Here is a 25,222-nt window from a genome sequence, read left to right on the forward strand (position 1 = left end):
GTGCTACTGTTGCTGCCTCCTGCCATCCTGGGCTGCGTACCTGCCCGACAGCACACAGAGGGTAGAGTACGACTCTATCATATCTCTTTTCGAGCGACGATGTCAAACACCTTTTTCGGTGGGTGTTCCGCAAATCCGCTTCGATGCAGGATGTCGCCGCCTTCGGTTTCGCAAAGCTCAGGATCGAGCCTGCGCCTGCAATAAAGGGGTCCACCAGGTACACCCATTTCCCCTACAGGTACTTTCCATGTTTTGCGGGGTGAATCCTCATTCTGCGTGGCGTACGTGTGCCCCGTATTGGCGTGCCAAAGCGCGAAGCCATGGGGGTGTCACCAGGGTGGTAACCATCACCAGTATTAGCACGGCGGTATACACGGTGATGTCGAACACCTTCTGCTGTAGCCCAATGGTGGCGAAGATAAGTCCTACCTCTCCGCGCGGCACCATTCCCACCCCCACGAGCCAGGGGCGCATGCGGGTACGCCATACCGCGAGCCCGGATGCGAGCTTGCCCAGAATCGCCACCACAATCAGCAGGGCTGCCAGTCCAACGACAGACAAGCCAGCAGGAGTGGTGACATCAATCGCGCGCAGGTTCATCTGCGCCCCCATCATGACAAAGAAGATGGGCACCAGCATATCGGCTATCGCGCTGGCGCGTTCGGTGATGCGGATGCGGTGCTCGGTGCGGGCAAGCACCAGCCCTGCCGAGAACGCGCCCACAATCGGAGCGAGTCCTACCAGCTGCGCCAGTGCCGCCAGCAGGAAACAGAACGCCAGGGCAGCGGTCACCAGCGCAGCACGTGCCCGCATCTGCTCTGCGACTTTCAGCAGGACATGTGACGCCTTTAACCCGACGGTGAGTGCGCCAGCCAAAAACGCCAGCGCCAGAACGAGCACTTTTCCAATCTGCCATACAGACATGGTTTCGCCCTGCGCTAGCCCGCTGAACACCGCAAGGATGAGCAATCCTATCACATCATCGGCTACCGCCGCCCCCAGCACGATTTGCGATTCGCCCCAGCGCAGGATGTTCAGGTCCTTCATCACCCGCGCCGTAATGCCCACACTGGTTGCGGTCAGGGTAGCCCCAATGAAAGCGGCGGTCATGGTCGGCTGTCCCAACAGCACGCTCACCCCGAATCCCAGCACCGCAGGCGTGACAACGCCCATAACCGCCACCCATAGCGAACGCCAGCCTACACGGAACAGGTCGGTGATGTCCGACTCCAGACCGATTTCAAAAAGCAGCAACACCGCGCCGAGCTCTGCCAGAACGTGCAGGATTTCGTCTCTGGGGTTTACCAGACGCAGCAGGCTATCGCCCAGAATCAATCCTGCCAGAAGCTCACCCAGTACGGCGGGCTGCGATGCACGCTCGCCGAGCTCGGACAGCAGCTTCGCTGCGGCCAGCATCACTACCAGCATCAGCAGGATGTGGGCAAAGTCCATGCCGCCTCCTTACCTGTTTGCGCACAGTAACCCGGTATACAGGTCCACCAGCACCCTGCGGCTGTGTTCCCAGGCGAGATGCTCTCGCACACGCTGCAGTCCGTACTCCCCCATGCGTTGACGGCGTTCGGGGTCATCCAGCAGTTCGATGATGCGCAGGGCAAACTCGCGCTCGTCGTTCGGGGTGGCATACACCGCTGCCTCGCCCGCTGAGAAGCGCGACTCTTTTAGGTCGAAGCTCACCACCGGCAAGCCCATCGCCATATATTCTACCACCTTGTTCATGGTGGACACGTCGTTCAGAGGATTTTTGGGGTCGGGCGCGAGCGCAATATCGGCGGTGGAAAGCACTTCCTGCAGCTGCTCATCGGGAATACGTCCGGTGAAGTAAACCCATTCATCCACCCCCTTTTCGTGAGCCATCGCTTCGAGGTCGGAGCGAACGTCTCCATCGCCCACCAGCACAAACTGCACGTCTTCCCTGCCGAAGGTGCGCACGACGTGCTCTATGGCTCGAATCAGGTAATCCACACCGTCCTGCGGTCCCATCACGCCCAGATATACCGCCAGATACCGCTTCCCTCGCTTGAGTGCTTCGTTGGGTGCAACGCGGTGGAAGCGGTTCAGGTCGGGACCACTGCGCACCACCACCACCCGGTCGGGAGGCACACCGCCTCGCTGGATGGCGACCTGCCGGTAAGACTCGTTGGTAGCAATCACTCTGTCGGCGGTGCGAAACTGCTGTCGCTCCAGCCACAGCAGCACGCGGTGTATCCAGCCTCGCTTCCCGAAGCGCGACTCATACAGCTCGGGGTTCAGGTCATGATGGTCGAAGACGTACTTCTTGCCGAACAGCTTGTAAAACCGACCTAACAGCCAGTAGGTATCGGGCGGGTTGCAGGCGTGTATCACATCGAAGCCCTCGCGTCGCCACACCACCAGGCTCAACCAGAAGGTCATCACCCAGCAGTAGGTGAACTCCCAGAGGAAACTGATGACCCCGCGGGTGGGAGGATACATTTTATACCTGTAAACGCTCACGCCGTCGATAACCGCATGAGGTGCATCGCCCGGCTTGCGCGGAGAAATCACCGACACCCCAAAACCCGCCTGCGCCAGAGAGGTGGCTTCCATCCATACCCTTCGGTCGAAGGGAACGGGCAGGTTCTCCACGACAATCAATATTCGCTTACCAGTACAGCCCAATATACCGCCCCCTTATCGCCTCCGGAGAGATACATCTTGCCAGGTCAATCACTATCTGGTCATCGCGGTACCGGTCCGCCAGTTGCGTCACGCGGTCATCCCTGTTCGCCAGTACCACGACTTCGCTTTCATCGATCAACTGCTCCAGGCTATCGCACATCAGCGCGTGGATATGCGGGATTTCGCGTTCAATGTAAGCCTTGTTGCTGCCATAAATCGCCGCCAGCGAGACGTTGGGGTCGTAAATGCGCAGGGAGTAGCCCTTGCCGATGAGATGCTCACACAGGGTCACCATGGGGCTTTCGCGCAGGTCATCAGTGCCTGCCTTAAACGCCAGTCCGACCACACCCACACGCTTCTTGCCCAGCTGCACAATAAGGTCTACCGTACGCTCGATCTGCAGGCGGTTGCTCACCAGTATCGACTCCAGCGTGGGCAGGGTGAGGTCGTGCTGATGCGCTCGATACACCAGCGCGCGCAGGTCCTTGGGAAGGCACGAGCCACCGAACGCGAAGCCGGGCGTCAGGTACGCCGGCGAGATGTTCAGCTTCGTATCCATCGTCAACAGGCGCATGACCACATGGCTATCCACGCCCTCCTGCTTGCACCATGCACCGATTTCGTTCGCAAAGGTGATTTTCAGCGCATGGAAGGCGTTATTCGCGTACTTGACCATCTCGGCGGTGCGCAGGTCGGTCTTCACACACTCGGCGGGGATGCCCGCGTACAGCTCCGCCACGCGGTCGGCGGCTTCCTTGCTCTGCGAGCCGATAACGGTCAGCGGAGGATGGTAGAAATCGTGGATGGCGGTGCCTTCGCGCAGGAACTCCGGGTTCATGCACACATGGAACCCCTCGCCGTGCCGCCTGCCAGAGGTTTTTTCCAGAGTGGGGATGACCAGCCCTTCGCACGTACCTGGCAGAACGGTGCTGCGCACCACCACAATGTACGGCTCCTCGCGCCCGGCAAGGGCAGCACCGATCTGTCGGCACACGCGCTCCACGAACTCCAGATTCAGGCTCCCGTTTCGCCGGCTGGGCGTGCCCACGCAGACCAGGGCGATATCGCTCTGTGCCACTGCCTCGTCCGCGCAGGTCGTCGCCACCAGCCTGCCCGCCTCACGCGTGCGGCGGATGTATTGCTCGAGGTCACGCTCCACGATAGGCGAGCGTCCCTCCATGATGCATTGCACCTTGTAGGCGTCGGTATCCACTCCAATCACACGGTGTCCCTCCGCCGCAAAGCAAGAGGCGGTTACCGCTCCCACATAGCCCAGACCGAAAACAGCGATCCGCATCTAATCCATCACCTCATAATGTGCCAGTGATTGCTCCGCCGTCCACGTTGCCACAATATTCTGTGCCAGCACCGTTTCGCCGGGCAGCTGCCACGAGTGTGGTATCCCTGCAACACCAATCAGCCACACACGCCCCAGATGCTCTATCTGCAGTTCCCACTCCTCTGCTTCATCTCTCCACAGGCGCACCTGTACCGGAGATTCTCCCCTGCAGACGACGGTGGCTAAACGACTGCCCGGCCTGTCACGACACACGAACAGGTGCGGTGCGGGTTCCCTTTTGCCAAAGGAAGGCGATACCCAGCCTCCTTCAGCGGCTTGCGCGCCACACACCTGCCGGAACTGCGCTGCCGGTATCGGCTGCACCCACAGCGGAGCAGTCGCACAGCATATCTGCATTCTATCACCCTCTGCCCGCAGGACGCAAGCCTGTGAAAACAACCAGCATTGTTCCACGCAATGCCCTTCGCTCTGTTTCACTTCGTCCACCGCCAGCCAAATGTCCTTTTTCAGCCAGTATAACCAGCGGATATGCTCGCCAAGTCCGACACGCCGGTAGCCGTCATGCGAAGCGCATAACAGGTCCGCAAGGGCGGAAGTATGCCAGCGATGTATCGTGACGTTCGCCCGCGCGCCCCACAGGAACGCACCCCGCATCTCGCTCTGGTCCTTACCGTCCACACAGACGGTGTTGTGGTAACGAGTGCTTCGGAAGGCGTCGCGCCACACCGGCTCATCGTGGTAGCAGTAGGTGCCAGCGTCCACCAGCACGGGCTGTCCGTACACGCTCAGCGTCAGGGAGAGAGCGTCTGCGTGTGCATGAGCGGCGATGGAACCCCATCCCAGCTGCCCGCAGTCTATCACCGCCACTCGTGTGCCTTCCTCATCGCGCATCACAGCGTATCCGCCCTCGGAGAACAAGCTGCTGGAGATTGCCGTTTTTTCGCTCTGCTCCCCGCGAACGGGCTGTGCGCTCAGAAAGGCGGCTTTGAGAGTAGTTGGAGCAGTACGTTCATACAGCGCGCGTGCGGCGTCCACTACCGCTGCCTCGGAGTGGGTCTCCTGCGGGCAGAAAGGCAAGACCTCCGCATCATCGCTATCGCCGATATGCGGCACGTGTCCTGCACAGTCGGTAATAGCCTGCAGGAACTGCACCGACGCCAGCATCCGACGGGCGTACCCTTCAGGAAACGGCATGCCGGTTTGCCTCGCGATGCTTTCGGCGTGCAGAGCCATCTCCATCACGAAAACCTGATAGTGAACTGCCTGCTCAACAGTGACGCCGTCGGGGGTAATCTGGCGGGGGATTTCGCGCGAGAGAATGCGATGAGCCGTGTGCATCCAGCGTTTAGCGTGGCGAGCAGTGGGAAACAGACAGGAAAACGTCCACATTCCCGCCGCCTCTCCAATCAGGTGGTTGTTTGCCGACGAACCCAGCGAGAGGTTCATCGAAATCTCGGCACCCTGCTGCCACAGACTACCCAGAATCCGCTGCAGCGCTTGCTCGTTGAACAGGTCACAACCCGCCACAAACCACAGGCTCCAGCACCAGGTGTGAATGCGCAGGGCGCATTCCAGCATACTGACCCAGTTGACCCCGAAACGGGGCGGGTTGTGCGCTATCCAGTCCAGCCAGTCTGCGAGCAGTCGGTCGGCGAAACGGTGGTCATGGGTCAGCAGCCAGGCTTGCGCCAGGCTCAGGAAGTAACCGTGTCGGTTCAGTTCCCAGCAGTAGCGCACCCCTCCTGCAACATCGCCGCGCCGGTAATCGATGCGCTCTGCGGGCAGATTCGGCCACTCACCGCCCTGCACATAGTTGCGGAACCAGTGCGGCGGAACATCGGTCTGCACCTCGAAGCCCAGCAGACGCATCCCGCCCTGCAAAATCGCTTCCGCCTGAGCCAGCACAGCAGTAACATGTTCAGGATGCTGTTTGTGCAGGAACTCCCGCCACGTGTCGTGAGGATGGCGTGAGCAGGGAAACTGCCTCAGAAAGCGTTCATACACCGTGCTGGCATCTTCGCGCCAGGCGTAGCGAAAGCACTCTAGTGGGTCTGTCGGATAAGGTCGCAGGATACCGGCGGACATCGCTTTGTCGCGAACCGCTCGCCATGCCCGAACCGCAATCTCTCCGGGCGACATCGCCAGCAGGCGATGCAATTTCCATCTCCACCCACTCATGCATTCAGCCTCCCTGAGTTTATTAGGCAGTGGGTTGATGTTAATCCTGCGAACGCCGTACCAGCATTGACCCGGCCTTCGCGCGGCAGGTATAATACCGTTGCTACATTCTGTGAAAACGTGTTACTGGGAGGAGAAATGAAACGCGCATTCACGCTGATCGAACTGCTGGTGGTTATCGCTATTATCGCGATACTGGCAGCGATACTTTTCCCCGTTTTCTCGCAGGCGCGTGAGAAAGCACGCTCTGTTTCCTGCCTGTCTAACTGCAGGCAGATGGGCATCGCCATCGCGATGTATGTGCAGGACTGGGACGAAGGCTTCCCACTCACCGAACCGCATGAATACGGCGGTGGACACGAACCGGTAGGACCCGGATGGTTGAAGAGCTGCCAGCCCTACGTGAAGACCCAGCTCTTAAACCGCTGTCCCTCCGACAGCAGTCCCCTCTGGAACGACGGTGATCCCACATCGCGTGTCGCTTCCTACGGGCTGAACGCATACCTGACCCCAGACCATCCACCATACTACGGTATCCGCCTCGGTGGCGTGAACAACCCGGCGCAGTGCGTCGTGGTTGCGGAACTGGCGGACCAGATACCAGATGACCACTTTGTGCCGGCAGCATGGGGTAACCCCACTAAAGTGCCCGAGTTCGGCCCGGGCTCAGAGGAACACGAAGTGGAATGGGACGACGAAGCTTGGGAACCTCGCAGTGTGGCTATCCGCCGCCATCAGGGTGGTGCGAACTACGTGTTCGTGGACGGTCACGCGAAGTGGCACCGGTTCGAGCAGACGTGGCAGCAAACCCCGGGGCAGCCGCCCACGATAGACTGGTACGACCCTCAGCGCTAGGTATGCGCGTCGTGCGCACGAAACAGTCCCGGGTGCCCCAGCGAGTTGGCTGTGCATCCGGGGCTGTGGGGTTCCAGCATCCCGTCCGATAACGCCTTTGCATCCGTCAACCAGCCTCAAAATAGGGTACAATAGCGATAAGACCAGCCGCGCTCGCGCGGGAAGAAGGAGAAGCGTTCAACATGCAACCCAATCGCCTCATCCATGAAAAGAGCCCATACCTCTTGCAACATGCGCACAACCCCGTGGACTGGTATCCGTGGTGTGAGGAGGCATTCGAACGGGCGGCGAACGAGGACAAGCCCATCTTCCTCTCGGTGGGCTACTCATCCTGCCACTGGTGCCACGTGATGGCGCACGAGAGTTTCGAAGACCCGCGCATCGCCGATATTCTCAATCGCAATTTCGTCTGTGTCAAGGTTGACCGTGAAGAGCGACCCGATATCGACGACATCTACATGACAGCAGTGCAGTTGCTGGCAGGACGTGGCGGATGGCCCATGTCCGTGTTCCTCACGCCGGAGGGCGAGCCCTTCTTCGCGGGAACCTACTATCCCCCTGAAATCTTTGCGCAGATTGCCCGCCAGCTCGCCGACGCCTACCAGAACCGTCGCGATGAAGTCCTGCAATCCGCGCGCGAAGTTGCCGGAGTGATACAACAGGTTGCCGCTGCACGATACGAACAGATGGAGGGCGAACCCGACCCGCATATCGCAGGCAGCTACCTGCAACAGATGCGCCAGCACTTCGATCCTGTACACGGCGGCTTCGGCAACGCGCCCAAGTTCCCACCCAACACCGCCTTCCCCGTGCTCTTCTGGCTGGGAGAGAACCTGAACAGCGAAGATGCTCTGCAGATGGCTTTGCGCACGCTGGACGCGATGGCGCTGGGCGGAATCCGAGACCACATCGGCGGGGGCTTCCACCGCTACTCCACCGACGCCCAGTGGCTGTTGCCCCATTTCGAGAAGATGCTCACCGATAATGCGCAGCTGGGATGGGCATACACGGAGGCATACAGCCTTACCGGCAACATGCACTACGCAGAGGTGGCAAGGGAGATTTACCACTGGGTGCTGCGCGAGATGCGAGTGGAAGGCGGTGCATTTGCCAGCGCGACGGACGCCGACAGTGAAGGCGAAGAGGGCAAATACTATACATGGACGCTCGGCGAGATTCGTCAGGTATTGCCCCCTGCGCTGGCAGACCTGTTCTGCAACGTGTACAGCATCCGCCCCGACGGTAACTATCGCGAGGAAGCCAGCGGACAGTTGACCGGCAGGAACATCCCACACCTGCGCGCTCCACTGAACGAAATCGCTGCTGAACTGGGCATGACGCCCCAGGATCTGCAGGAAAAAATGAGGGGAGCGCGCGAGATGCTGTTGCAGGCGCGATTGCAGCGGGTGCCTCCCCTGCGCGACGACAAGGTGCTGGCAGGATGGAACGGCCTGATGATAGAAAGCCTCGCGTATGCCGGGCTGGTGCTGGAAAACGAGCAGTACGTGCAGGCGGCAGAAGAGGCGGCACGCTTTATCCTGCAACAGATGACCGACGAGGAAGGACGGCTACTGCGGCGATACCGCGATGGAGAGGCGGCGATACCTGCCTATCTGGAAGATTACGCCTTGCTGGGCGCAGGTCTGCTGGTGCTGTTCGAAGCCACTGAGAACGAAACCTGGCTGGCAGAAGCGAAACGGCTGGCAAATCGCGCCATCGCCGACTTCTGGGACGAAGAGCATCAGGCCTTTGTGAACACCGCGGACTACCACGAGAGGCTTATTGCCCGTGTCAAGGAAGTTCATGACCGCTCCTTCCCCTGCGGAAACGGCGCGGCAGTGCGCCTGCTGGCAAAGCTGTACGGCATCACCGGCGAAGAAAACTATGCCTATTTCGCCTACCGCACCCTGCGTTCGCTATGGTCGCCTATCCAGAAATACCCGCAGGGTTCCGATAGCCTCATCTATGCGCTGTTGCTACTTGCTGGCGACGAGCTGGAAGAGATTCCCGAAGCGGAAGCGGCTCAGCCTGCAATCTCTACGACGGGCTTACCGGTGCATGTGGAGATGCACATCATGGAGGGCGGCGTGATGATTCGCTTCCTGATGGAGCGAGGCTGGCATATCCACGGGGCGGAGGGTGTACCCGAGCACCTGGTGCCTACTCGCATCGAGATATCCAGCACGCTGCCTTTGGTTTTTGGCGAGCCAATGTTCCCCCCACCCGACACCCTGCAGACGGGCGAAACGGCGCAACCGGTGCCGGTATATCGCGGGGAGCTGCGCGTGGTGGTTCCGGTTATCGGCATTGGCGAGGTAACCACCGACACAGGAGAGATCCGGGCGAAGGTCACCTGCCAGCCGTGCACCGACACCGAGTGCGCCCTGCCGCAGACGGTGGAACTGGTAGAACAGGTACGTCTGCACCTGCGCGATGAGGGTGTTCGATAGATGCACTCTCCCTCGCAACTGGAAGTTGCGGGCAACGCAAGACTAAGCCATCTTCGGAGGCTAAAAACCGGCGCCGAGGTGTTCAATTCCTGCGTTGCCCGCGATTTTAAGGCGGCGCATACACCGATTTGTTGAACCGCTGTCCTATTGCCTTCGGAGCCGACTTTTCACATCCAGCCACTCCGCGTACAGGATGGGCACCTTCCGCTGGTTGTCCCACCCTAAGCGGATGCCCGCCACTTTGCACACGTCGCGCAGAGGCACATACTCTACACCGTTGCGACGCAATCGATCCGACGGCTTCAAGCGATGCATGCCCATCTTGCCAGAAAGCCTGCCGTCTTGATAGTCGGCCCCAAACGAACGCGCGAAGCGGGACTGGATGTACAGACGATTGGCGACCAAACGCATCGGCGAGAACCACAGATAGGCGGAGGCACCGTTCAGTTTCAGCCCGAAAACCTCCAGTTCCCTACGCTGTTGCCAGTTCTTGCGCTGCCGCCTTGCGTTCAGTATGAGACTTGCCGTAACACTGGTCATCACCTCGCCGGTATGGGCATTCACCCCAACGAGACTGCCGAACCGATGCCCTTGCCATTCCCACACACACGGCAACATCCACACCAGATGTTGCTCCAGCAAGCCGTCTTCCACCACAAATAAACCGAAGTCGTAGTAAAGAGGCATACCCAGCTGGCGGTAGTATTCCTCTTTGGGATAGCGAGTAACCCACTCCACCACCTGAACACCCATCTCGCTCATGTAATTGCTGGCAAGGGCCATCGCTTGAAGGTAGTTAATGCGGGGAACTGTGGAAACCCTCAGTGGGCGATTGTAAACTAACGCCTCTTCCACAAACCCGTTGCGGGAGTTAATGATTAACCACGCTATCTGCGGCAAGACGGCAGAGGTTTGGGAGTCTACCTTGTAGATGAGAAACGCCGTGCCCCATTCCCCGTAGGGTACCTCTGCTCCATCTTCTAACGGGAAAACCGCCCGCACCAACAGGCTGCCGTCCCCCAAGCACGCGCGGGCAATCTGCAGAGCGCGCTCTTGCTGCTGCTCTTGTGTGAGCACAGGCAGATTTCCTAAACCCATTTGCGAATTCGTGACAAAAGGCTCCAGCGGTCGCGGGGACGGATACAGGTAGACATACCCTGTCCAGGCGTTCACGGTAACGAGCACCTCTGCGTCAAGCGGCTGAAAACGCACCCCAAAGTAATAAGCGTGCTCGTATGGAGTGTTGAGATCAAACCACATCGCATCGTTCATGGTGGTCATCGTTGGATAGTCTTTGTCCTCGGGAGCCAGTTGGCGAAGTGTTTCCCAGTCAAACTCCAGCACCTCATAGCCTGCGGGTAGTTCAGACGAACTCAGTCCGATGACAACATCGGTTGGATACTGTCCTGCTTGAAGCAGTTGCATCAGGATTTGCCCAGCCTGCTCGCGCGTCAGCATCGTCGGAGGCTGCGCGGCAACAGTGGCTGCTGCTAGAACAAGGGTTGTTAGGAGACATTGTAATCTCATCGCGACCCTCCACTATTTGATGGTTACGTTGAGCGGGTTCGGTGCACTTCCGGCTACGCCGTAGTAGTCGCGCCAGGTCTGTCCCCGCCTTGGAGGACCTGCGATTAACTGTTGCCAGGCTAGGTCGAGTGCCTGTCCAACAGTTGTACCCTCGCGAGCACCTAAGCCGAACAAAACCCCTTTGGTTCCGGCAAGCGATCGAAAGAAAACCTTGTCGGCATCCTTCCCCGGCGGCATCTTTAGACCCTGCAAAGACCGGTGGAACCCAACCACCGCCTGGGCACCACGAGCGGCTATCGCCGCCACAAGACCGCTTCCAGATGAGTCCGTGCATGTTTGGCAAGCGCTGAGATAGAATACACGAACTGCGTGAAGGTGTATCAGATCAAACGGTGTTACAGTGACTCGAATGCCCGGCGTCGGTAAGCCAAATAGCTCATCCTCAGACTCCGGCGCAGGATCGGGGAATCCTATCAACGTTCCGAAGCCGCCGTGGCCCGCATAGTACACGATGCCAGACCGTGGTGACAGACCCCGAACTGCTTCATTCAATTTCATCTTAAATCCTGATGCCCCGATGGGGTTGGTAAAAATCAGGCTCCCAGTTTGTCCCCCAGGCAGCACCACCCTTGGGGAGTAACCAGGCACCACTTGTAGCTTGCCAGTTGCGGGGTCGCGCTTAACGACCTCTTTCACTATGTGCGCAATTTCTCCCGGCATGTTCCGGCAATCCAACTCGCTAGGCATTGGTGGTAGACCGCTTATAAAGTTACCGCGGCTGAAATGGAATCCAAAACCCGCGAACCAACCAATGAGATACACCCTCTGGTTAGTTAGGCAAGTCTTCTCGCGGTGTGCCTTGTCTTGATCCGAGAAGCTATCTCGGGCCCACAGCAAGAAGCGATAAGATTGCTGAGAACAATACTCCAGGTTAACCGCAGTGGTGAGAGAACACCAGTCGTGCGGCGCCGGTGGGACATCGGGCGGTATGGCGTGTGTCGGACCGAATACTGGTCCGGCTATCCTCTCCAGCGTGGGAGCGTACACCTCGCTCCAAACGCTCGCTGCATTTCTACCGCTCCGTATGATGTATCGCGAAGTAAAATGTCCTAAGCTGTCTATTTCAATCTCATGTTCCCCGATACTGATGCGTTCGCTGCGGAGGCGGTCGGCATCGCTAAAGGGATAGGCGTTTGGATTCACCTCTACATCAAACACATACAACCCCGGCGGCGCGGGCTGACCTGAAGCGGTGAGTCCTTCCCAACTGAATGTGTGCGTTTGGGGACAAGCCTTCTGCTCTGTCACCTCGTACACTTTTGCACCGTCTGTGGAATAGATACTGATACGCACCGGCGCGTCCCGCCTCTGCGCACTGTCCAGACTGTAACGAAAAGTGGTGTCGCAAACCTCCGGGCGGTCCGGGTCCCACTTCAGCACCCTCACTTCGTCTGAAGAGCTCACCACCAGGTTACGGACACTGAACTCAACGGTGGTCTGAAAGGGGCCAAATGTCTGATACACCGGCATCGGATTGTAACCCACTATTGCCAGATACCGATACTGCACCGTCAGCCGATAGGGCGCATTGTGCAAAAACGGCCCCATCATGGGAAACATATCACACCAGCGGATGCTCCAGTTCTGCGGGTCGCTGACTGGAGGTCGGGTGCATCCGGCAGGCAGTCCACTCTGAAGGCTGAAACTGGTCTGACGGGTTGGCTGCACAGGGTGGGCTTGGGTGAGCTCTTGCAATTCCGCCCAGTCCACCATCACGTTGATGATGGGGAACTTGTAGGCAACGATGAAGTGGAACCACGGATTAGCCACTTCGCCAGTGGTAACGCACTGCCAGGGCTGGTTGTCGTTCAGGTTATTATCCCATTGCACGTGAATAGCGGTGACGATTTGCTGCGCATTCAGAGGGGCGGCGAACCACAGGAGCAGCGCAACCCATACCCCCCGCCGTTTGAATAGCAAAGCACGCTTTTCCATGCTACTTGCCTCCTCACGCGGGGGATGTCGGATAGATTATATCACGTGCTTGAACAGGCGTCAAGGTCTGTGGGGACTTTCACAAGAATAAGATACACGCAGGTTCGTTTCCGTACACCTCGTGCGCGATTGACAACACCCTCGCAAATATGGCATACTGCTTCCGAAAGGAGGTGGTGCCCTATGGCAGACAAACGAGGTGATTGGGAGGGCTAGGCTGTTTTAGCCCGATCTGCCATGAACGGTGTGGCGAACCGTTTTAGCAGGGGGGTTATGAACAGCCGCCCTGGCTCGCCAGCCGACCTTCAGCGGGGCGTGAGCCCCGCTTTTCGTTTATCGCATGACCGATAGCACCACATCCGCCACCGCTTCTGCCATCAAGGGGTCATCGTTCAGCGAGGCCGCGCGGCGATACTGCACCCCCAACGATTTGCACTTCTGCCTCGCCTCGATATCCAGGTCGTAAAGCACCTCCAGATGGTCTGCCACGAAACCAATCGCGCAAAACACCATCTGGCGGTAAGTCGTGGTCTGCGCTATCTCCTTGATACGCTCCAGAATGTCCGGGCCCAGCCACGGCTCGCCGGTGGCACTCGCGCTCTGGAAGGCGAAGGTCCAGTTTGGCAATTCGAGAAGCCGTGCCACTGCTTGCGCACTGTCCAGCAGCTCGCGCTCGTAAGGGTCATCCCATTGCCGGATGCGCTCGGGCAGGCTGTGCGCGCTGAAAACCACCATCGTCTCTTGCGGTTTCCAGTCCGCCAGTGCCTCCTGCACCTTCTGAGCTACTGCGCGAATAAACAGGGGATGATTGCCCCATCGTTCCACGTAGCGCAGCTCCATGCCGGGCGCAACCTGCTGGTGCGCCTGCTCGGCATAGTCGATGTAGGTTCCGACGCTCATTCGCGAGTAGTGGGGCGCCAGCACTACTCCCACGGCCCGTTGCACACCGTCTCGCGCCATCTGCTCGACCGCCTCGGCGATGAAGGGATGCCAGTGTTTCATGCCCAGATACATCTGACCTGTCCAGCCGCGTTGGCGCAATGCCCTCTCCACCGCCGCCGCCTGCCGCAGGGTAATCTCCTGCAAAGGCGAGACCCCACCAATCGCCTGATAGCGACGCACGAGGTCTTCCAGCTGCTCTGGTGTAGGGGGGCGTCCTCGACGGATATGCGTGTAATAAGGCTCTACTTCTTCTATAGTGCGTGGCGTCCCGTAAGCCATCACCAGCACCTGCCACTCGCTCATCACACACCTCCTCTGCAATCTACTCTCAGTATACCCAGAAGGAAGGCTCTCCAAGCACAGCCACACTTCCCCTACGCATTCCTCCGCCGCGCAAAGGTGAACCGGCGCTCCATCCAGCAACGCCAGAAACAGCATAGCCTCGCTGCTGCTCGATGGCGCAGCCACCCCCTGAAGTGAATCCGTATGCCCAAGCTTCATCCTTCACTACCGGACAGCCAATCTCGGGGAGCGAAGCCGCTTTACCGACCACCACAGACCACACGTCACCCCCTGTCACTATGGCCCTTGCGGGTGTCAGGACAAGCATGAACGCCAGCACCCATGAGATGATGATAGCCGGTCGGAGTCTACTTGCCGCCAGGCGTGTCTTCATACGCGGAATGTCTCCTTTCCAAAGAGGCTTATACTATATCCACTTCTCTCTCCGCGAAGGTCCTTCGTGACGGGGCAGCGGACAGCATAACGCCACTCCTGACGGTACCGCTGCAAGCACCTGAAGAAACCACCTGTTTTTCGTGCTACCTCGCGAATGGCACGAATCTTGCACTATATAACATTGCGCAGGAGTGCGTGAACAAAAAAACTGGACACCGAAAAGATGCACCGGCTTGCCCGGTGACAGATACCGTCTTTCCGTTCAGACACTCACTCCTTCATTCCTGCGTTTCGCCCCGGCAGCGTCGGGGCTTTTTTTCATCTGGCTGGATTTCGCCGCAGAAGTATTGTATAATGCAGATGAAAAACCCGTACGTTAGTGGGAACCTGAACGCATTTTTCGGGAACATGGACAGCTTATCGAGCGTCTGAAAAAGCGGAAGTCGGCGCAGCGACTGCGGGAAAGGAGGTGTGGCATGGAGGCAGAGCGCCGGGTATCGCTGTTGTTCCCGCGAAGCTGGCAACTGGTCTCGGTCTACGTTCCGGCGAGCGCAGTAGATTACGTCAAAGAGCGTAACATGCAATACTGGTTATCCTTATACGAGCGCGACGCGGAACAGGCTCTGCAAATTGGAGAGCAGTTGGGACTGGTGATACCGCAAAAAGCAGCTTCTTGACAGGAGAACAACAGCATTGGAAAGCCCCAAGCACTGGCTTGGGGCTTCTTGTTTTGCTTATTTACGTACACGCTTCTGCCACTCGGGTGGCAAATCGATAAGTCCATAAATGCAATACGGCGCCCCCACCCGCACAGCCCATGCGGCGTCGCCATACGAATAGTGCCAGAACTCATCGCGGCAATTGCTAAAACCCGCTCCCAGCATCGCCTCCACCAGAATCATACGGTTGCGATGTGCTTCAGGTGTCAGACCCTCTATCCACGTCGGAGCTGCCTGCCAGCCAGTGAACGGGGACGTAACGTCCGCCGGTTTGCCGTTTGGCAACAGCAGCTGCACATCCACTGCTCCACCGGTGCAGTGTCCGGGCGGTGCTTTCTGGTCCACCGGCGCGAAGAAGCGGTTGGTCATACGGCGCAGGGTGGCATAGCTCCATTCGGGATGCTGCTCGCGCAGCTGGTTGAAGTAGCGCTCGTAATGCTCACGCTGCATATCGAGGGTACGGTAGGCGGTCGTCACGCGCAACCGATAGCCCGCTGGAAGCGATTCCTGCGCACGGTTGAGCATCTCCGCTACCGTCGCCCGCAGGAAAGGGATACACTTCCGCGCCACACGAACTCGCGGGCAGGCTTTGCGAATGTCCACCAGCGGCTCGCCACACTCCCGCAACGGCACTTTGTTCAACGCCGCGATGGGTTCGGGAGTGCCCTTCTCGCGCCAGTTGCTCATGGTTCCACCTCGCTCAAAGGATAACAACCTTCAAATACCAGCTCAGCGGCACCGGTCAAAGTCACCGGCGAGCCGGGTCGCCACTGCACATACAACACACCTCCGGGGGAGTACACCTCCACCGATTCCCCTGCCAGCCCGTGCAGTTGCGCCGCTACTGCCGCCGCACAGGCTCCGGTTCCGCACGCTAAAGTCTCCCCGGCTCCTCGCTCCCAGATGCGCATGCGCAACCGGGAAGGGCTTTCCACCACCGTCCACAACACACTGGTGCGCTGGGGAAACAGAGGGTGGTTTTCGATTAAAGGACTATCGCGCAGGAACCGCTCGTCGTCGGGTAGACTGTCGGTAAATATCACGCTATGCGTGGAGCCGGTGGAAAGAGACGTCACGTGGATGACGCCTCGCGACGTCGCGACAGGCAGATTCATGACCGGATAGGTCTCAGCCAGCACCGGCACGCGCTCCGGCTCGAGGTGAGGTTCTCCCAGTTCCGCCTTTACCCTGCCATCGGACAACAGCTCCACCTGTTTGTCGCCATCAATGGTCTCCACCACAAAACGGCTCCCTGCGACCAGCCCATGCACAACTGCCCATTTCGCCACACACCGCAAGCCGTTTCCGCACATGTCTTCAGTGCCATCGGGATTGAACATACGCATCCGCACGGCATGGCTCTTACCTCGCCCAACCACCAGCAAACCATCCGCGCCGATGGCAAACCGGCGTCGGCACAGACGCCTCGCCAGGTCAGACAGGCAAAGCGAGGAAACGCTCTCCTCCGCCACCACGACGAAATCATTGCCCACACCGTGCATTTTGGAGAACGGAAGAACCACCATCCTACTCCACGAAACCCGTCCGCCTTAACAAATCCATATCCACCCCGGCGCCCTCACGCCGGGTCTCCAGGTATCGCTCGATATACTTCGCCAGCATGTCGAACTCCACGTTGACCTCATCTCCCACCCGCCGCAGACCCAGCGTGGTGACCTTGCGAGTGTGTGGGATCAGCCATACGCTGAAATCACTGGCGCCCGTTTCCACGACCGTCAGGCTCACGCCGTCTACGGCTACCGAGCCTTTAGGAACCAGATAGCGCATCCACTCTCTATCCACACCGATAACCATCACCACCGCATTGCCCTGAGGCACGAGTTTTTGCACCACGCCGGTGGTATCCACGTGCCCCTGCACAAAGTGCCCGCCCATAGCATCGCCCACACGCAGTGCGGTTTCCAGATTCACCCTGTCTCCCGGCTTCAGTGCACCCAGGTTACTGCGCCTTAGCGTCTCCTGAACCGCCTCGAACCATAGCCGCTCTCCTTCCTTGCGAACAACAGTCAGGCACACTCCGTTGATTGCCACGCTATCGCCGACCTGCACGCCGGGAGCGGTTTCGGGGGCATGTATCGTCAGGCGCGCGCCATCCGCGCTTGCCTCCACTTGCGCCACCTTGCCCAGTTCCCTCACGATGCCGGTGAACATGACGAATCGTCCTCCCAAACCGGATACGCCTGCACCATCATGTCTTGCCCGATTTTTCTCCAGTGTACCCTATCCAGCCGCAGGCATTCCTCGACAAGCGCATAACCCTCTCCCTCCACGGCGGTAGGGGAGGTTCGCCCGCCGATGATGCGCGGCGCGTAGAAAAACACCACTTTATCCACCAGCCTCTTCGCGAACAGGCTGGCTATCAGCGTTCCCCCGCCCTCGCACAGCACGCCGGTTACTCCACGTTGCGCCAGCGACTTCATCAGGGCATTAAGGTCTACCTGCCCTCCTTCGTCGGGCAGTACCTCCACGTCTACTCCCCGCTCCCTCAAACGGGCGATTTTCTCTGGCGGTGCAGATGCAGTGGTGACGATAAGCGTGGGACAATCTTCCACACGCAGCACCTGTGCCTCTTCAGGACAGCGCAGTCGGCTGTCCACAATCACCCGCAGACGATGCAAAGTCTCCTTCATCCGGGGCAGGCGCACGGTCAGCAAAGGGTCATCCTGTAACACCGTGCCGATTCCCACCATCACGGCGTCGTGCCGGGCACGAAGCCGATGCACGAGCCGACGGGCGGGCTCGTCGGTAATCCACTTGCTGTCGCCCGTATGGGTGGCGATTTTGCCATCTAAAGACATCGCCGCCTTGACAGTCACAAAAGGCATCCCCGTTGTATGGTACTTCACGAATATCTCGTTCAGCTGGCGCGCCCGTTCTTCCAGCACACCTACCTGCACCTCGATACCTGCCTTGCGCAGCTTCTCGAAGCCCCTGCCCGCCACCAGGGGGTTTGGATCCTGCATGGCGGCGTACACACAGCGAACCCCTGCCTCAATCAGCGCCTCGGCGCACGGCGGAGTGCGTCCCCAGTGACTGCATGGTTCCAGTGTCACATACAGGGTGGCACCACGTGCGCTCTCGCCAGCGCGTCGCAGCGCTTCTACCTCCGCATGAGGCATCCCCGCCCGCCGATGATACCCCTCGCCCACCACGCGCCCATCTTTGACGAGCACCGCTCCCACCATGGGGTTCGGAGCAGTGTACCCTCGTTGTGCCAGCGACAGCGCACGGCGCATGAATATCTCTTCAAGTGGTACTCTCATCGCGTTTGCCGTCAGAAGATGGCTCGGAAGGCAAGGAAGGAGTCTGTAACAGTTCGTCAATTATCTGTCTGCGCTCATGCACATAGCGTTGTAGTGTTTCGCGTGCATCTATCAAAGCCACCAGCACCAGTGCGGTCACCAGCACCAGCACTCCAACGGAAAACTGCAGAAGACGCAGCAGGCGCGCGCCGCCGCTTGCCTCACCTGCCGACAGCAAAATAGCCTCTTTGAACTGCAGCACCAGAGCCAGCGACAGCAAAAGCACACAGCCAATCAGCCGCACGGTGAAACGTCGGTGCGAGCTGAGACCCCTTCGCACTGCCAGCGCTTCGCGACCGAGAAACACCACGGAGACAATCAGCACAGCTGCAGTCAGCCACACACTGCCTCACACCCTTTCAATTACCTCCCAGACGGCTCTGCGCAGTTCCTCGACGCCTGCCCGCACCCCTTCCGGGTGCCCGAACACCGATGACCCTGCCACCAGCACCCGTGCACCTGCCCGCACCACCATCGGCGTCGTTACCCTGTTGATGCCGCCGTCCACCTCCAGCCACGCTTCACTACCTGCCTCGTCCAGCATGGCGCGGGCATGTGCGATCTTGCGCAGCATTTCAGGGATAAACCGCTGACCCCCGAAACCCGGATTGACCGTCATAATCAGTAACAGGTCGATATCGGGAATGACGTATTCGATGGCACTCAGAGGGGTGGAAGGATTGAGGGAGACGCCCGCACGCGCTCCGCACTCCCGAATCTGCGCCAGCACCCGCTGCAGGTGCACGCACGCCTCGGCGTGGACGGTGATGATGTCCGCTCCCGCCTGCGCAAACTCCTCGATGTAACGCTCCGGCTGAACAATCATCAGATGCACATCGAAAATGGCATCCGAGTGATGGCGCAACGCCCGCACCGTCTGTGCCCCAAAAGTGATGTTCGGCACAAAAACGCCGTCCATCACGTCAAAGTGCAACAGCTCGGCACCCGCTTCACGCGCGGCGCGCGCCGCTTCGGCAAAGTTCGCAAAGTCCGCAGAGAGTAGGGAAGGAGCTATCAGCACACGAGGCGCACTGCTCATGGGCGTACCTCCTCGTGTACCAGCTGGTTATTGAAATAGATACGGAACACAATGTTACGCCCCCGTACCCGAACAGGAACGATGACCTGTTCACCCCCAGTGTGCGGTTCATCCAGAATAGTGTACACCCCGAGAGCGTCCTGCACCTCCAAGCGCACCTGCACCACCTCATTGGGCGCACCTTTTACAGGGATAACCAGCTCGAAGCCCCGCTCCGCTCCCTCTTCAGGTACGGCTGGTAGTGCCGGACCTTTACTGACGACAAGGTCCACCGGCGCGTCCCTGTTCACCTTTTGCTGGGGCGCAGGCGTCTGCGAAAGCACCGTGCCTGCAGGGGCTGTGGGGTGAGACCTCTCCTCGACCTTTCCCACCTGCAACCCTGCCTCTACCAGCCTCTGTCGCGCATCCGCCTCGCTCAAACCCTGAACGTTCGGAACTTCTACCCGACGAGAGCCTTTGCTGACCCACACCTGCACCGGCGCCCCTGCTTTGACAGTCGTGCCCGGTTCAGGCTGCACCAGGTACACCGTCCCTGCGGGGAACTGTTCGTTGTGATCTTCCTGCCGTATGACCAGGTCCAGCCCCGCGTCCTGTGCCAGGCGCCGCGCTTCCACCAGAGGCTTACCCTGCAGGTCGGGAACAGGTACCTCTTTGACCGGACGGGTTATCCAGAATAACACCGCGACGATGGCAATCACCATCAGCCCGGCGAGCACCGTCAGCGCACGAAAAGCGTTCTTGATAAAGCGCATCTCGGTGTCTTCCGTCTCCGCCGGGCGCGTTGAACGGGTGGCGGAAACGGGCTCCATACTTTCCGGCGCGCGCTCCAGCGGCGACCACGACAACGGCTTACCGAAACGCAAAGCGTCATGCACCGCCCGCAGGTCGTGGCGCATCGAGCCCATATCGGGGTAGCGCTGCTCCGGTAGCTTCTGCATCGCCTTCAGCACGATACCCTCCACTGCTCTGGGAACACCCGGATTCACCGCACGCGGGCTGGGGGGAGGGTCCTTCGCATGTCGCAACGCGACTGCCACCGGAGTATCGGCAGGAAATGGCACGCCACCCGTGAGCATTTCAAACAGTATGACACCGAGTGCATATACGTCCGCTGAGGGCGTCACGTGCCAGCCCTCAGAAACCTCTGGCGGCAGGTAAGGCGCCGCGCGAGTCAGCCACGCCGTTTGCGCCAACGGTGAAGCCTGCAACGCGGGTAACAAACCAAAATCGGTAATCTTAATCAACCCTTCCTGCGACACAATAATATTGTGCGGACGCAGGTCTCCGTGTGCTATTCCTGCACGGTGGGCCCCCTCCAGTCCCTCCGCTACCGCAAGAGCGATGTCGACGGCTACCGACAGCGTGAAAGGAGCCACCCGGCGAATACGCTCCTTCAGGTTAATGCCTCGCACGAACTCGGTGACGAGCACCAGCTGCCCTTCATGCTCAGCGACCTGCAGGATGCGAGCGATGCGCGGATGATTGAGAGATGAAGTGGTCAAAAAGCACTGCTTCAATGCATTCATCAACGCGCTATCGTCGGCAAAGGCAGGCAACAGCAGCTTAACGGTAACCAGTGCATTCGTTTCGTGGTCTCTGGCGCGATAGGCGGCGAAGAGGCTTCCTTCCCCCAGTTTCTCCAGCAGCTCATATCGCCCTGCCAGTACGCGACTAATCACGCCCTTTTGCCCCCTTAACCACACTTCCAGAAGAGGTGAAACGACGCACCAGCCACACCACCCCGGCTATCAGATACAGCGCGTATATCTTCTCCAAAACCGAAACGCTGACCTCTGGTAAGCCATAGGGAAGCCCCAGAAAAACCACCACCACTGCTATCACCCACAGGCCTCCCGCAAGGTCCAGCGGCGTTTGCCAGCGGCTGGTGTTCATGGCGCAGCCTCCGGGTTGAACCTCTGGCGGTGCACGCTCAGCGCGTGAAGCACCTCTTTCTCTTTCACCACAATCGGCAAACGTGCCTGCCCGATACGCTCTATCAATACGAAACGCAATTGCCCATCGCGCGCTTTCTTATCGCGTGCCATGACGCTCAGCAGAGATTCAAACTCCACACCGCGGGGGAGTGCAACCGGCAAGCCCAGAGACCGCAATGCGTTCGCTATCTCCTCCGCCGTTCCGATAGGCGTGATACCCAGCGATTCACCGAGCAGCGCAGCAGAGACCATACCGATAGACACCGCCTCGCCATGCAAAAGGCGACCATAGCCCATGACGGATTCCAGCGCATGTCCCACCGTATGCCCGAAGTTCAGGATAGCCCGGACACCCTGTTCGGTCTCATCCTCCGAGACAATGTTCGCTTTAATCTCGCAACAGCGATGGATAATGTCGGCAAGGCGTGAGCTGTGCCCCTGCCGCAGGTTGCCGGACTCGTCCCTTACCAGCTGCCATAACGCTGCGTCTGCGATTATACCATACTTCAAAACCTCTGCTAAGCCCGCCCGAAAATGGCGGCGGGGTAGCGTCTTCAAGGTGTCGGTATCTATCAATACCAGCGAAGGCTGGTGGAATGCTCCCACCAGGTTTTTACCTTCCGGAAGGTTCACCCCTGTCTTGCCCCCTACGCTGGAGTCCACCTGTGCCAGCAGTGTGGTGGGGATATGAACGTAGCGCACACCGCGCAGATAGCAGGCTGACACAAAACCTGCCAGGTCGCCGATAACTCCTCCCCCCAGCGCAACCACGATGCAACGCCTGTCCAGAGCCCTTTGCGCCATCTGTCGAAGCAGGCGACCGGCGACACCCCATCGCTTCGTGCGCTCGCCGGGGCGAACCGTCAGCAGACAGGCGGGAACTCCTTGCTGCTCCAGAGAGGCTTTCAGAGATTCACCATACCACTGTGCGAGATGGGGATGGGTAATGAGAGCTATCTGCGAAGGTTGCAAAGCATACAATTGCGCCGGCGCACTTTGCAGCACTCCAGAACCGACGCTGATGGGGTAGCTGCGTTCGCCCAGGCGGACGTGAAGCGTCAGGTAAGGTTTGTCGGTTGCCATCTTCGAACCAGCTCCTCGATGCGTTCCACCGCCTGTTCCGGTGAAAGCGTAGAGGTATCCACACGGATGTCGGCACATGCGTAGGCGGTCTCGCGTTCGGACATTAATCGGCGTATCTCCGCCAGTGGGTCGGCAGCAGCAGCCAGCTTCGGGCGCGTGTGGATTGGCTGAACGCGCTGCAGAATCACTTCCGGCTGTGCCGTTAACAACACGATAACGGCGTGTCGGCGCAGAGAGCATACATTTTCCGCGCGCGTGGGCACTCCTCCGCCGGTAGCAATCACCAGCCGATGCTGGTTCTCCAAACTGCGCAGCACCTCCGTCTCCTGCTGGCGGAAATATTCCTCTCCGAAGCGATCGAAAATCTGCGCCACACTGTATCCCACTTTTTGCTCCACCAGTGCGTCGGTGTCGACAAACTGCCATCCCCACCGCCGTGCCAGCATCTGCCCCAGCAAGGTCTTGCCGGTGCCCATGAAACCGATAAGTGCGACGTTTGGAAACGACCTGTACCGCATCAGCGTACGAGAAGCGCGGGGGTGAGTACCCCCGCGCCGATCCGTAACGAGCAATGGTCGGAACCTTAGGGCGTTACGCCTATCGTCGGTGCGCCAGTATCCTCGAGAATACGAGGCGTCAGGAAGATGAGCAGCTCGGTATCGTCCTGCGACAGGTTGGTGGAGCGGAACAGATGCCCAATCCACGGCAGGTCGCCAAGGATGGGGAACTTCGCCACCGAGGTATCCTCGCTGCGCCGGATGAATCCGCCCAGAACCACCGTCTGGCCACTCGGCACGCGCCGCGTGGTGAAGATAGACTGACTGTTAACTATCGGGAACGTGCTGCCATCTGGCGACCGCACCGAGCCGGTAATATCCGACAGCTGCAACGGGATGAACAGGGTGATGGTACCGTCGCCGTTAATCCGCGGGGTTACCGTCATGCCGGACACTATGGACACGTAGTTCACCTGGCTCCCCTGAATCACCTGTCCCTGGCCAGGAGTTGTGAACGTTGTGGTGACGAAAGGCACTTCCGTTTGCACGAAGATAGAGCCCGGCGTGTTGTTCAGCGTTGTCACCACCGGTGCCTGGATCACACGACCACGCGCATTGGACATAGCGGTACGCAGTTCGGTGACCAGGTTGCCCGCGCTGTAGCGGATGAAGATGTTGCCGCCCGTGGCGAAGGTGCCCGGCACGTTTCCTGCTTGCGTGTTGAGCTGCTGCACCAGCCAGTCGATCCCGAACTGCCTTACCTCGCTGACTTTCACAGTCACGAACTCCGCCTTGATTTCCACCTGCTTGGGCGCCACGTCCAGCAAGCGGATGAAACGGCGGATGTTCTCGATATCTTCGTCCGTGCCGACAACGATCAGGGAGTTATCCACGTCCACGGCGATGATGCGAGCCTGGTCGCTCAGTTGCACCAGCTGCCCACCAGCGGCAGCACCGAGCCCACCAGCGCCAACGCCGGGTTGACCAAACCCGCCGATACCGCCAGCACCGGGCTGGCCGAAGCCGCCGACCTGCCCGCCCATGCCAAAGCCTATACCGCCGCCGAAGGCGCCACGCTGGTCAAAGCCGGTATTGGGTGCTGACGTGTGCCCCGCTGTACTTCCCTCACTCGTATTTGTCGGGGCAGTTGGCACTGGCGAAGGCGTAGGCAGAATGGGCTGAGGCTGTATCAACGGACGCATGCCCGTGCGCGTTGCATCCATCAGGTGCTTCAGCAGAGCTCCACTGTTTTGAGCCGCCCAGTCCATGCCCACAATCGTCGGGTCTGTGCGCAGCTGTCTCAGAAACTCGCTGGGGTTAATGTACTGCAGTTTCATCTTTTCCGTGCGCACTCGCACCGGCGCAGGCGCAGGTGTGGGTACAGGCTCCTGCGGTTGTGCTGCAACAGCGGGTTCGGTGTCGTTGCCCTGCGGTCCAACGATAAACACTCCATCTTCCGTACGACGCACCCGTGCACCCGCTGAACGTGCCAGGTACTCCAGTGCTTTATCCAGTGGCATGTCAATCAAATTCACGTTGACACGCGGATAGGGCTTTTCACTGGGTTCCAGCACGATGCTGGCCCCACTGCGCTGCATCAACATGTTTACTGCGTCACGAAACTCCGCGTCAACCAGTGTAAGGCTCAACAGCGGCATATTTCCCTGCGCACGGGGGGCACTCGCCGCCGGAAGCGAACCCCACACACCCCACACAGCACATGCCACCATCAAAGGCAATGCGACGTTCCGCCATTTACGGAGTGTCATGAACCTCTGTCCTCCTTTTACTCGTTACAGATCGTTTGGTTGTAAAGACAGTCCGGCGGGGAGCCGGAACAGACGCTCAGAAACCGCCGCGTCCGCCCCAGCCGCCACCGCCCCAACCGCCGCCGCGGTTGAAGCCACCACCGCCCCAGCCGCCACCGCGGTTGAAGCCGCCGCCCCAGCCGCCACCGCCGAAGCCACCGCGGTTGAAGCCCCCACCGCCCCCGCCCCCAACGCCCAAACCCCCCCCGCCGAAGCCACCATAGCCCACGCCCTGT

23 protein-coding genes are annotated in these 25,222 nt (G+C 59.5%); 3 read left to right on the forward strand and 20 right to left on the reverse strand.

From position 1 onward, the window contains the following. Positions 1 to 267: 267 nt before the first annotated feature. The 4 genes from K6U75_13520 to K6U75_13535 are packed head-to-tail and all read right to left on the reverse strand — an operon-like array spanning position 268 to position 6,136. Positions 268 to 1,452, reverse strand: coding sequence for a cation:proton antiporter (locus tag K6U75_13520; GenBank protein MCL6476058.1), 1,185 nt, complete (start codon positions 1,450 to 1,452; stop codon positions 268 to 270). 9 nt (positions 1,453 to 1,461) lie between these two features. Beyond that, positions 1,462 to 2,586 (reverse strand): glycosyltransferase family 4 protein, encoded by a 1,125-nt coding sequence (locus K6U75_13525; GenBank protein ID MCL6476059.1) that lies wholly within the window; start codon positions 2,584 to 2,586, stop codon positions 1,462 to 1,464. 55 nt (positions 2,587 to 2,641) lie between these two features. Further along, entirely contained in the window at positions 2,642 to 3,955 is a 1,314-nt protein-coding gene (locus tag K6U75_13530) for a UDP-glucose/GDP-mannose dehydrogenase family protein (protein ID MCL6476060.1), read from the reverse strand. Next, positions 3,956 to 6,136: a heparinase II/III family protein gene (locus K6U75_13535; GenBank protein MCL6476061.1), complete on the reverse strand. Its 2,181-nt coding sequence runs from the start codon at positions 6,134 to 6,136 to the stop codon at positions 3,956 to 3,958. A 138-nt stretch (positions 6,137 to 6,274) separates the two neighbouring features. Here K6U75_13535 and K6U75_13540 point away from each other — a divergent pair, with 138 nt between their 5' ends. Both K6U75_13540 and K6U75_13545 read left to right on the forward strand, forming a co-directional pair. Further along, positions 6,275 to 6,991, forward strand: a complete 717-nt coding sequence (locus tag K6U75_13540; protein MCL6476062.1) for a DUF1559 domain-containing protein — start codon at positions 6,275 to 6,277, stop codon at positions 6,989 to 6,991. A 182-nt stretch (positions 6,992 to 7,173) separates the two neighbouring features. Further along, entirely contained in the window at positions 7,174 to 9,441 is a 2,268-nt protein-coding gene (locus K6U75_13545; GenBank protein MCL6476063.1) for a thioredoxin domain-containing protein, read from the forward strand. A gap of 144 nt (positions 9,442 to 9,585) precedes the next feature. Here the strand turns inward: K6U75_13545 and K6U75_13550 are convergent, their stop codons facing one another. The 4 genes from K6U75_13550 to K6U75_13565 form a co-directional block, all read right to left on the reverse strand. After that, on the reverse strand, positions 9,586 to 10,968 hold the full coding sequence (locus K6U75_13550; protein MCL6476064.1) for a hypothetical protein: 1,383 nt from the start codon (positions 10,966 to 10,968) through the stop codon (positions 9,586 to 9,588). A 12-nt stretch (positions 10,969 to 10,980) separates the two neighbouring features. Beyond that, positions 10,981 to 12,963: a hypothetical protein gene (locus tag K6U75_13555; protein MCL6476065.1), complete on the reverse strand. Its 1,983-nt coding sequence runs from the start codon at positions 12,961 to 12,963 to the stop codon at positions 10,981 to 10,983. Between the two features lie 333 nt (positions 12,964 to 13,296). Next, positions 13,297 to 14,208 carry a ferrochelatase gene (hemH, locus tag K6U75_13560; protein ID MCL6476066.1) on the reverse strand — a complete coding sequence of 304 codons (912 nt, stop codon included), beginning with the start codon at positions 14,206 to 14,208 and terminating at the stop codon, positions 13,297 to 13,299. A 25-nt stretch (positions 14,209 to 14,233) separates the two neighbouring features. Then, positions 14,234 to 14,581, reverse strand: a complete 348-nt coding sequence (locus K6U75_13565) for a hypothetical protein (GenBank protein ID MCL6476067.1) — start codon at positions 14,579 to 14,581, stop codon at positions 14,234 to 14,236. 478 nt (positions 14,582 to 15,059) lie between these two features. Here K6U75_13565 and K6U75_13570 point away from each other — a divergent pair, with 478 nt between their 5' ends. Next, positions 15,060 to 15,260: a hypothetical protein gene (locus tag K6U75_13570; protein MCL6476068.1), complete on the forward strand. Its 201-nt coding sequence runs from the start codon at positions 15,060 to 15,062 to the stop codon at positions 15,258 to 15,260. Positions 15,261 to 15,317: 57 nt separating this feature from the next. On the opposite strand, the gene K6U75_13575 is transcribed toward K6U75_13570, so the two are convergent. The 12 genes from K6U75_13575 to K6U75_13630 all read right to left on the reverse strand — a co-directional run. After that, positions 15,318 to 15,989: a hypothetical protein gene (locus K6U75_13575; GenBank protein MCL6476069.1), complete on the reverse strand. Its 672-nt coding sequence runs from the start codon at positions 15,987 to 15,989 to the stop codon at positions 15,318 to 15,320. Then, positions 15,986 to 16,828, reverse strand: coding sequence for a diaminopimelate epimerase (dapF, locus tag K6U75_13580; GenBank protein ID MCL6476070.1), 843 nt, complete (start codon positions 16,826 to 16,828; stop codon positions 15,986 to 15,988). The genes K6U75_13575 and dapF overlap by 4 nt, the downstream gene beginning before the upstream one ends. A gap of 1 nt (position 16,829) precedes the next feature. Beyond that, positions 16,830 to 17,474, reverse strand: a complete 645-nt coding sequence (locus tag K6U75_13585) for a riboflavin synthase (protein MCL6476071.1) — start codon at positions 17,472 to 17,474, stop codon at positions 16,830 to 16,832. Next, entirely contained in the window at positions 17,456 to 18,586 is a 1,131-nt protein-coding gene (ribD, locus tag K6U75_13590) for a bifunctional diaminohydroxyphosphoribosylaminopyrimidine deaminase/5-amino-6-(5-phosphoribosylamino)uracil reductase RibD (protein MCL6476072.1), read from the reverse strand. The genes K6U75_13585 and ribD overlap by 19 nt, the downstream gene beginning before the upstream one ends. Continuing rightward, positions 18,570 to 18,968: a hypothetical protein gene (locus tag K6U75_13595; protein ID MCL6476073.1), complete on the reverse strand. Its 399-nt coding sequence runs from the start codon at positions 18,966 to 18,968 to the stop codon at positions 18,570 to 18,572. Before K6U75_13595 ends, ribD begins: the two co-directional genes overlap by 17 nt. Positions 18,969 to 18,974: 6 nt before the next feature. Beyond that, complete coding sequence (rpe, locus tag K6U75_13600) at positions 18,975 to 19,664, reverse strand: ribulose-phosphate 3-epimerase (protein ID MCL6476074.1); 690 nt, start codon at positions 19,662 to 19,664, stop codon at positions 18,975 to 18,977. Further along, positions 19,661 to 21,343, reverse strand: coding sequence for a protein kinase (locus K6U75_13605; protein ID MCL6476075.1), 1,683 nt, complete (start codon positions 21,341 to 21,343; stop codon positions 19,661 to 19,663). Before K6U75_13605 ends, rpe begins: the two co-directional genes overlap by 4 nt. Beyond that, on the reverse strand, positions 21,336 to 21,557 hold the full coding sequence (locus K6U75_13610; GenBank protein MCL6476076.1) for a hypothetical protein: 222 nt from the start codon (positions 21,555 to 21,557) through the stop codon (positions 21,336 to 21,338). The genes K6U75_13605 and K6U75_13610 overlap by 8 nt, the downstream gene beginning before the upstream one ends. Continuing rightward, positions 21,554 to 22,681 (reverse strand): 3-dehydroquinate synthase, encoded by a 1,128-nt coding sequence (gene aroB / locus K6U75_13615; GenBank protein ID MCL6476077.1) that lies wholly within the window; start codon positions 22,679 to 22,681, stop codon positions 21,554 to 21,556. The genes K6U75_13610 and aroB overlap by 4 nt, the downstream gene beginning before the upstream one ends. Further along, positions 22,657 to 23,199, reverse strand: a complete 543-nt coding sequence (locus K6U75_13620; protein ID MCL6476078.1) for a dephospho-CoA kinase — start codon at positions 23,197 to 23,199, stop codon at positions 22,657 to 22,659. Before K6U75_13620 ends, aroB begins: the two co-directional genes overlap by 25 nt. A 65-nt stretch (positions 23,200 to 23,264) precedes the next feature. After that, positions 23,265 to 24,947 carry a hypothetical protein gene (locus K6U75_13625; GenBank protein ID MCL6476079.1) on the reverse strand — a complete coding sequence of 561 codons (1,683 nt, stop codon included), beginning with the start codon at positions 24,945 to 24,947 and terminating at the stop codon, positions 23,265 to 23,267. Between the two features lie 76 nt (positions 24,948 to 25,023). Continuing rightward, a partial coding sequence (locus K6U75_13630; protein MCL6476080.1) for a hypothetical protein occupies positions 25,024 to 25,222 on the reverse strand: 199 nt, incomplete at its 5' end.

Source organism: Bacillota bacterium, from assembly GCA_023511455.1.
Classification (GTDB): domain Bacteria; phylum Armatimonadota; class HRBIN16; order HRBIN16; family HRBIN16; genus HRBIN16.

Excerpts from the sequence above, each read along its gene's own strand:
- K6U75_13625 (MCL6476079.1), bottom strand. The coding sequence starts at position 24,947 with ATGACACTCCGTAAATGGCGGAACGTCGCATTGCCTTTGATGGTGGCA.
- K6U75_13565 (MCL6476067.1), bottom strand. The coding sequence starts at position 14,581 with ATGAAGACACGCCTGGCGGCAAGTAGACTCCGACCGGCTATCATCATC.
- aroB (MCL6476077.1), bottom strand. The coding sequence starts at position 22,681 with ATGGCAACCGACAAACCTTACCTGACGCTTCACGTCCGCCTGGGCGAA.
- K6U75_13550 (MCL6476064.1), bottom strand. The coding sequence starts at position 10,968 with ATGAGATTACAATGTCTCCTAACAACCCTTGTTCTAGCAGCAGCCACT.
- K6U75_13525 (MCL6476059.1), bottom strand. The coding sequence starts at position 2,586 with ATGGAAGCCACCTCTCTGGCGCAGGCGGGTTTTGGGGTGTCGGTGATT.
- ribD (MCL6476072.1), bottom strand. The coding sequence starts at position 18,586 with ATGAGAGTACCACTTGAAGAGATATTCATGCGCCGTGCGCTGTCGCTG.
- dapF (MCL6476070.1), bottom strand. The coding sequence starts at position 16,828 with ATGGTGGTTCTTCCGTTCTCCAAAATGCACGGTGTGGGCAATGATTTC.
- K6U75_13545 (MCL6476063.1), top strand. The coding sequence starts at position 7,174 with ATGCAACCCAATCGCCTCATCCATGAAAAGAGCCCATACCTCTTGCAA.
- hemH (MCL6476066.1), bottom strand. The coding sequence starts at position 14,208 with ATGAGCGAGTGGCAGGTGCTGGTGATGGCTTACGGGACGCCACGCACT.
- rpe (MCL6476074.1), bottom strand. The coding sequence starts at position 19,664 with ATGAGCAGTGCGCCTCGTGTGCTGATAGCTCCTTCCCTACTCTCTGCG.
- K6U75_13575 (MCL6476069.1), bottom strand. The coding sequence starts at position 15,989 with ATGAGCAACTGGCGCGAGAAGGGCACTCCCGAACCCATCGCGGCGTTG.
- K6U75_13570 (MCL6476068.1), top strand. The coding sequence starts at position 15,060 with ATGGAGGCAGAGCGCCGGGTATCGCTGTTGTTCCCGCGAAGCTGGCAA.
- K6U75_13610 (MCL6476076.1), bottom strand. The coding sequence starts at position 21,557 with ATGAACACCAGCCGCTGGCAAACGCCGCTGGACCTTGCGGGAGGCCTG.
- K6U75_13620 (MCL6476078.1), bottom strand. The coding sequence starts at position 23,199 with ATGCGGTACAGGTCGTTTCCAAACGTCGCACTTATCGGTTTCATGGGC.
- K6U75_13520 (MCL6476058.1), bottom strand. The coding sequence starts at position 1,452 with ATGGACTTTGCCCACATCCTGCTGATGCTGGTAGTGATGCTGGCCGCA.
- K6U75_13555 (MCL6476065.1), bottom strand. The coding sequence starts at position 12,963 with ATGGAAAAGCGTGCTTTGCTATTCAAACGGCGGGGGGTATGGGTTGCG.
- K6U75_13535 (MCL6476061.1), bottom strand. The coding sequence starts at position 6,136 with ATGAGTGGGTGGAGATGGAAATTGCATCGCCTGCTGGCGATGTCGCCC.
- K6U75_13585 (MCL6476071.1), bottom strand. The coding sequence starts at position 17,474 with ATGTTCACCGGCATCGTGAGGGAACTGGGCAAGGTGGCGCAAGTGGAG.
- K6U75_13540 (MCL6476062.1), top strand. The coding sequence starts at position 6,275 with ATGAAACGCGCATTCACGCTGATCGAACTGCTGGTGGTTATCGCTATT.
- K6U75_13530 (MCL6476060.1), bottom strand. The coding sequence starts at position 3,955 with ATGCGGATCGCTGTTTTCGGTCTGGGCTATGTGGGAGCGGTAACCGCC.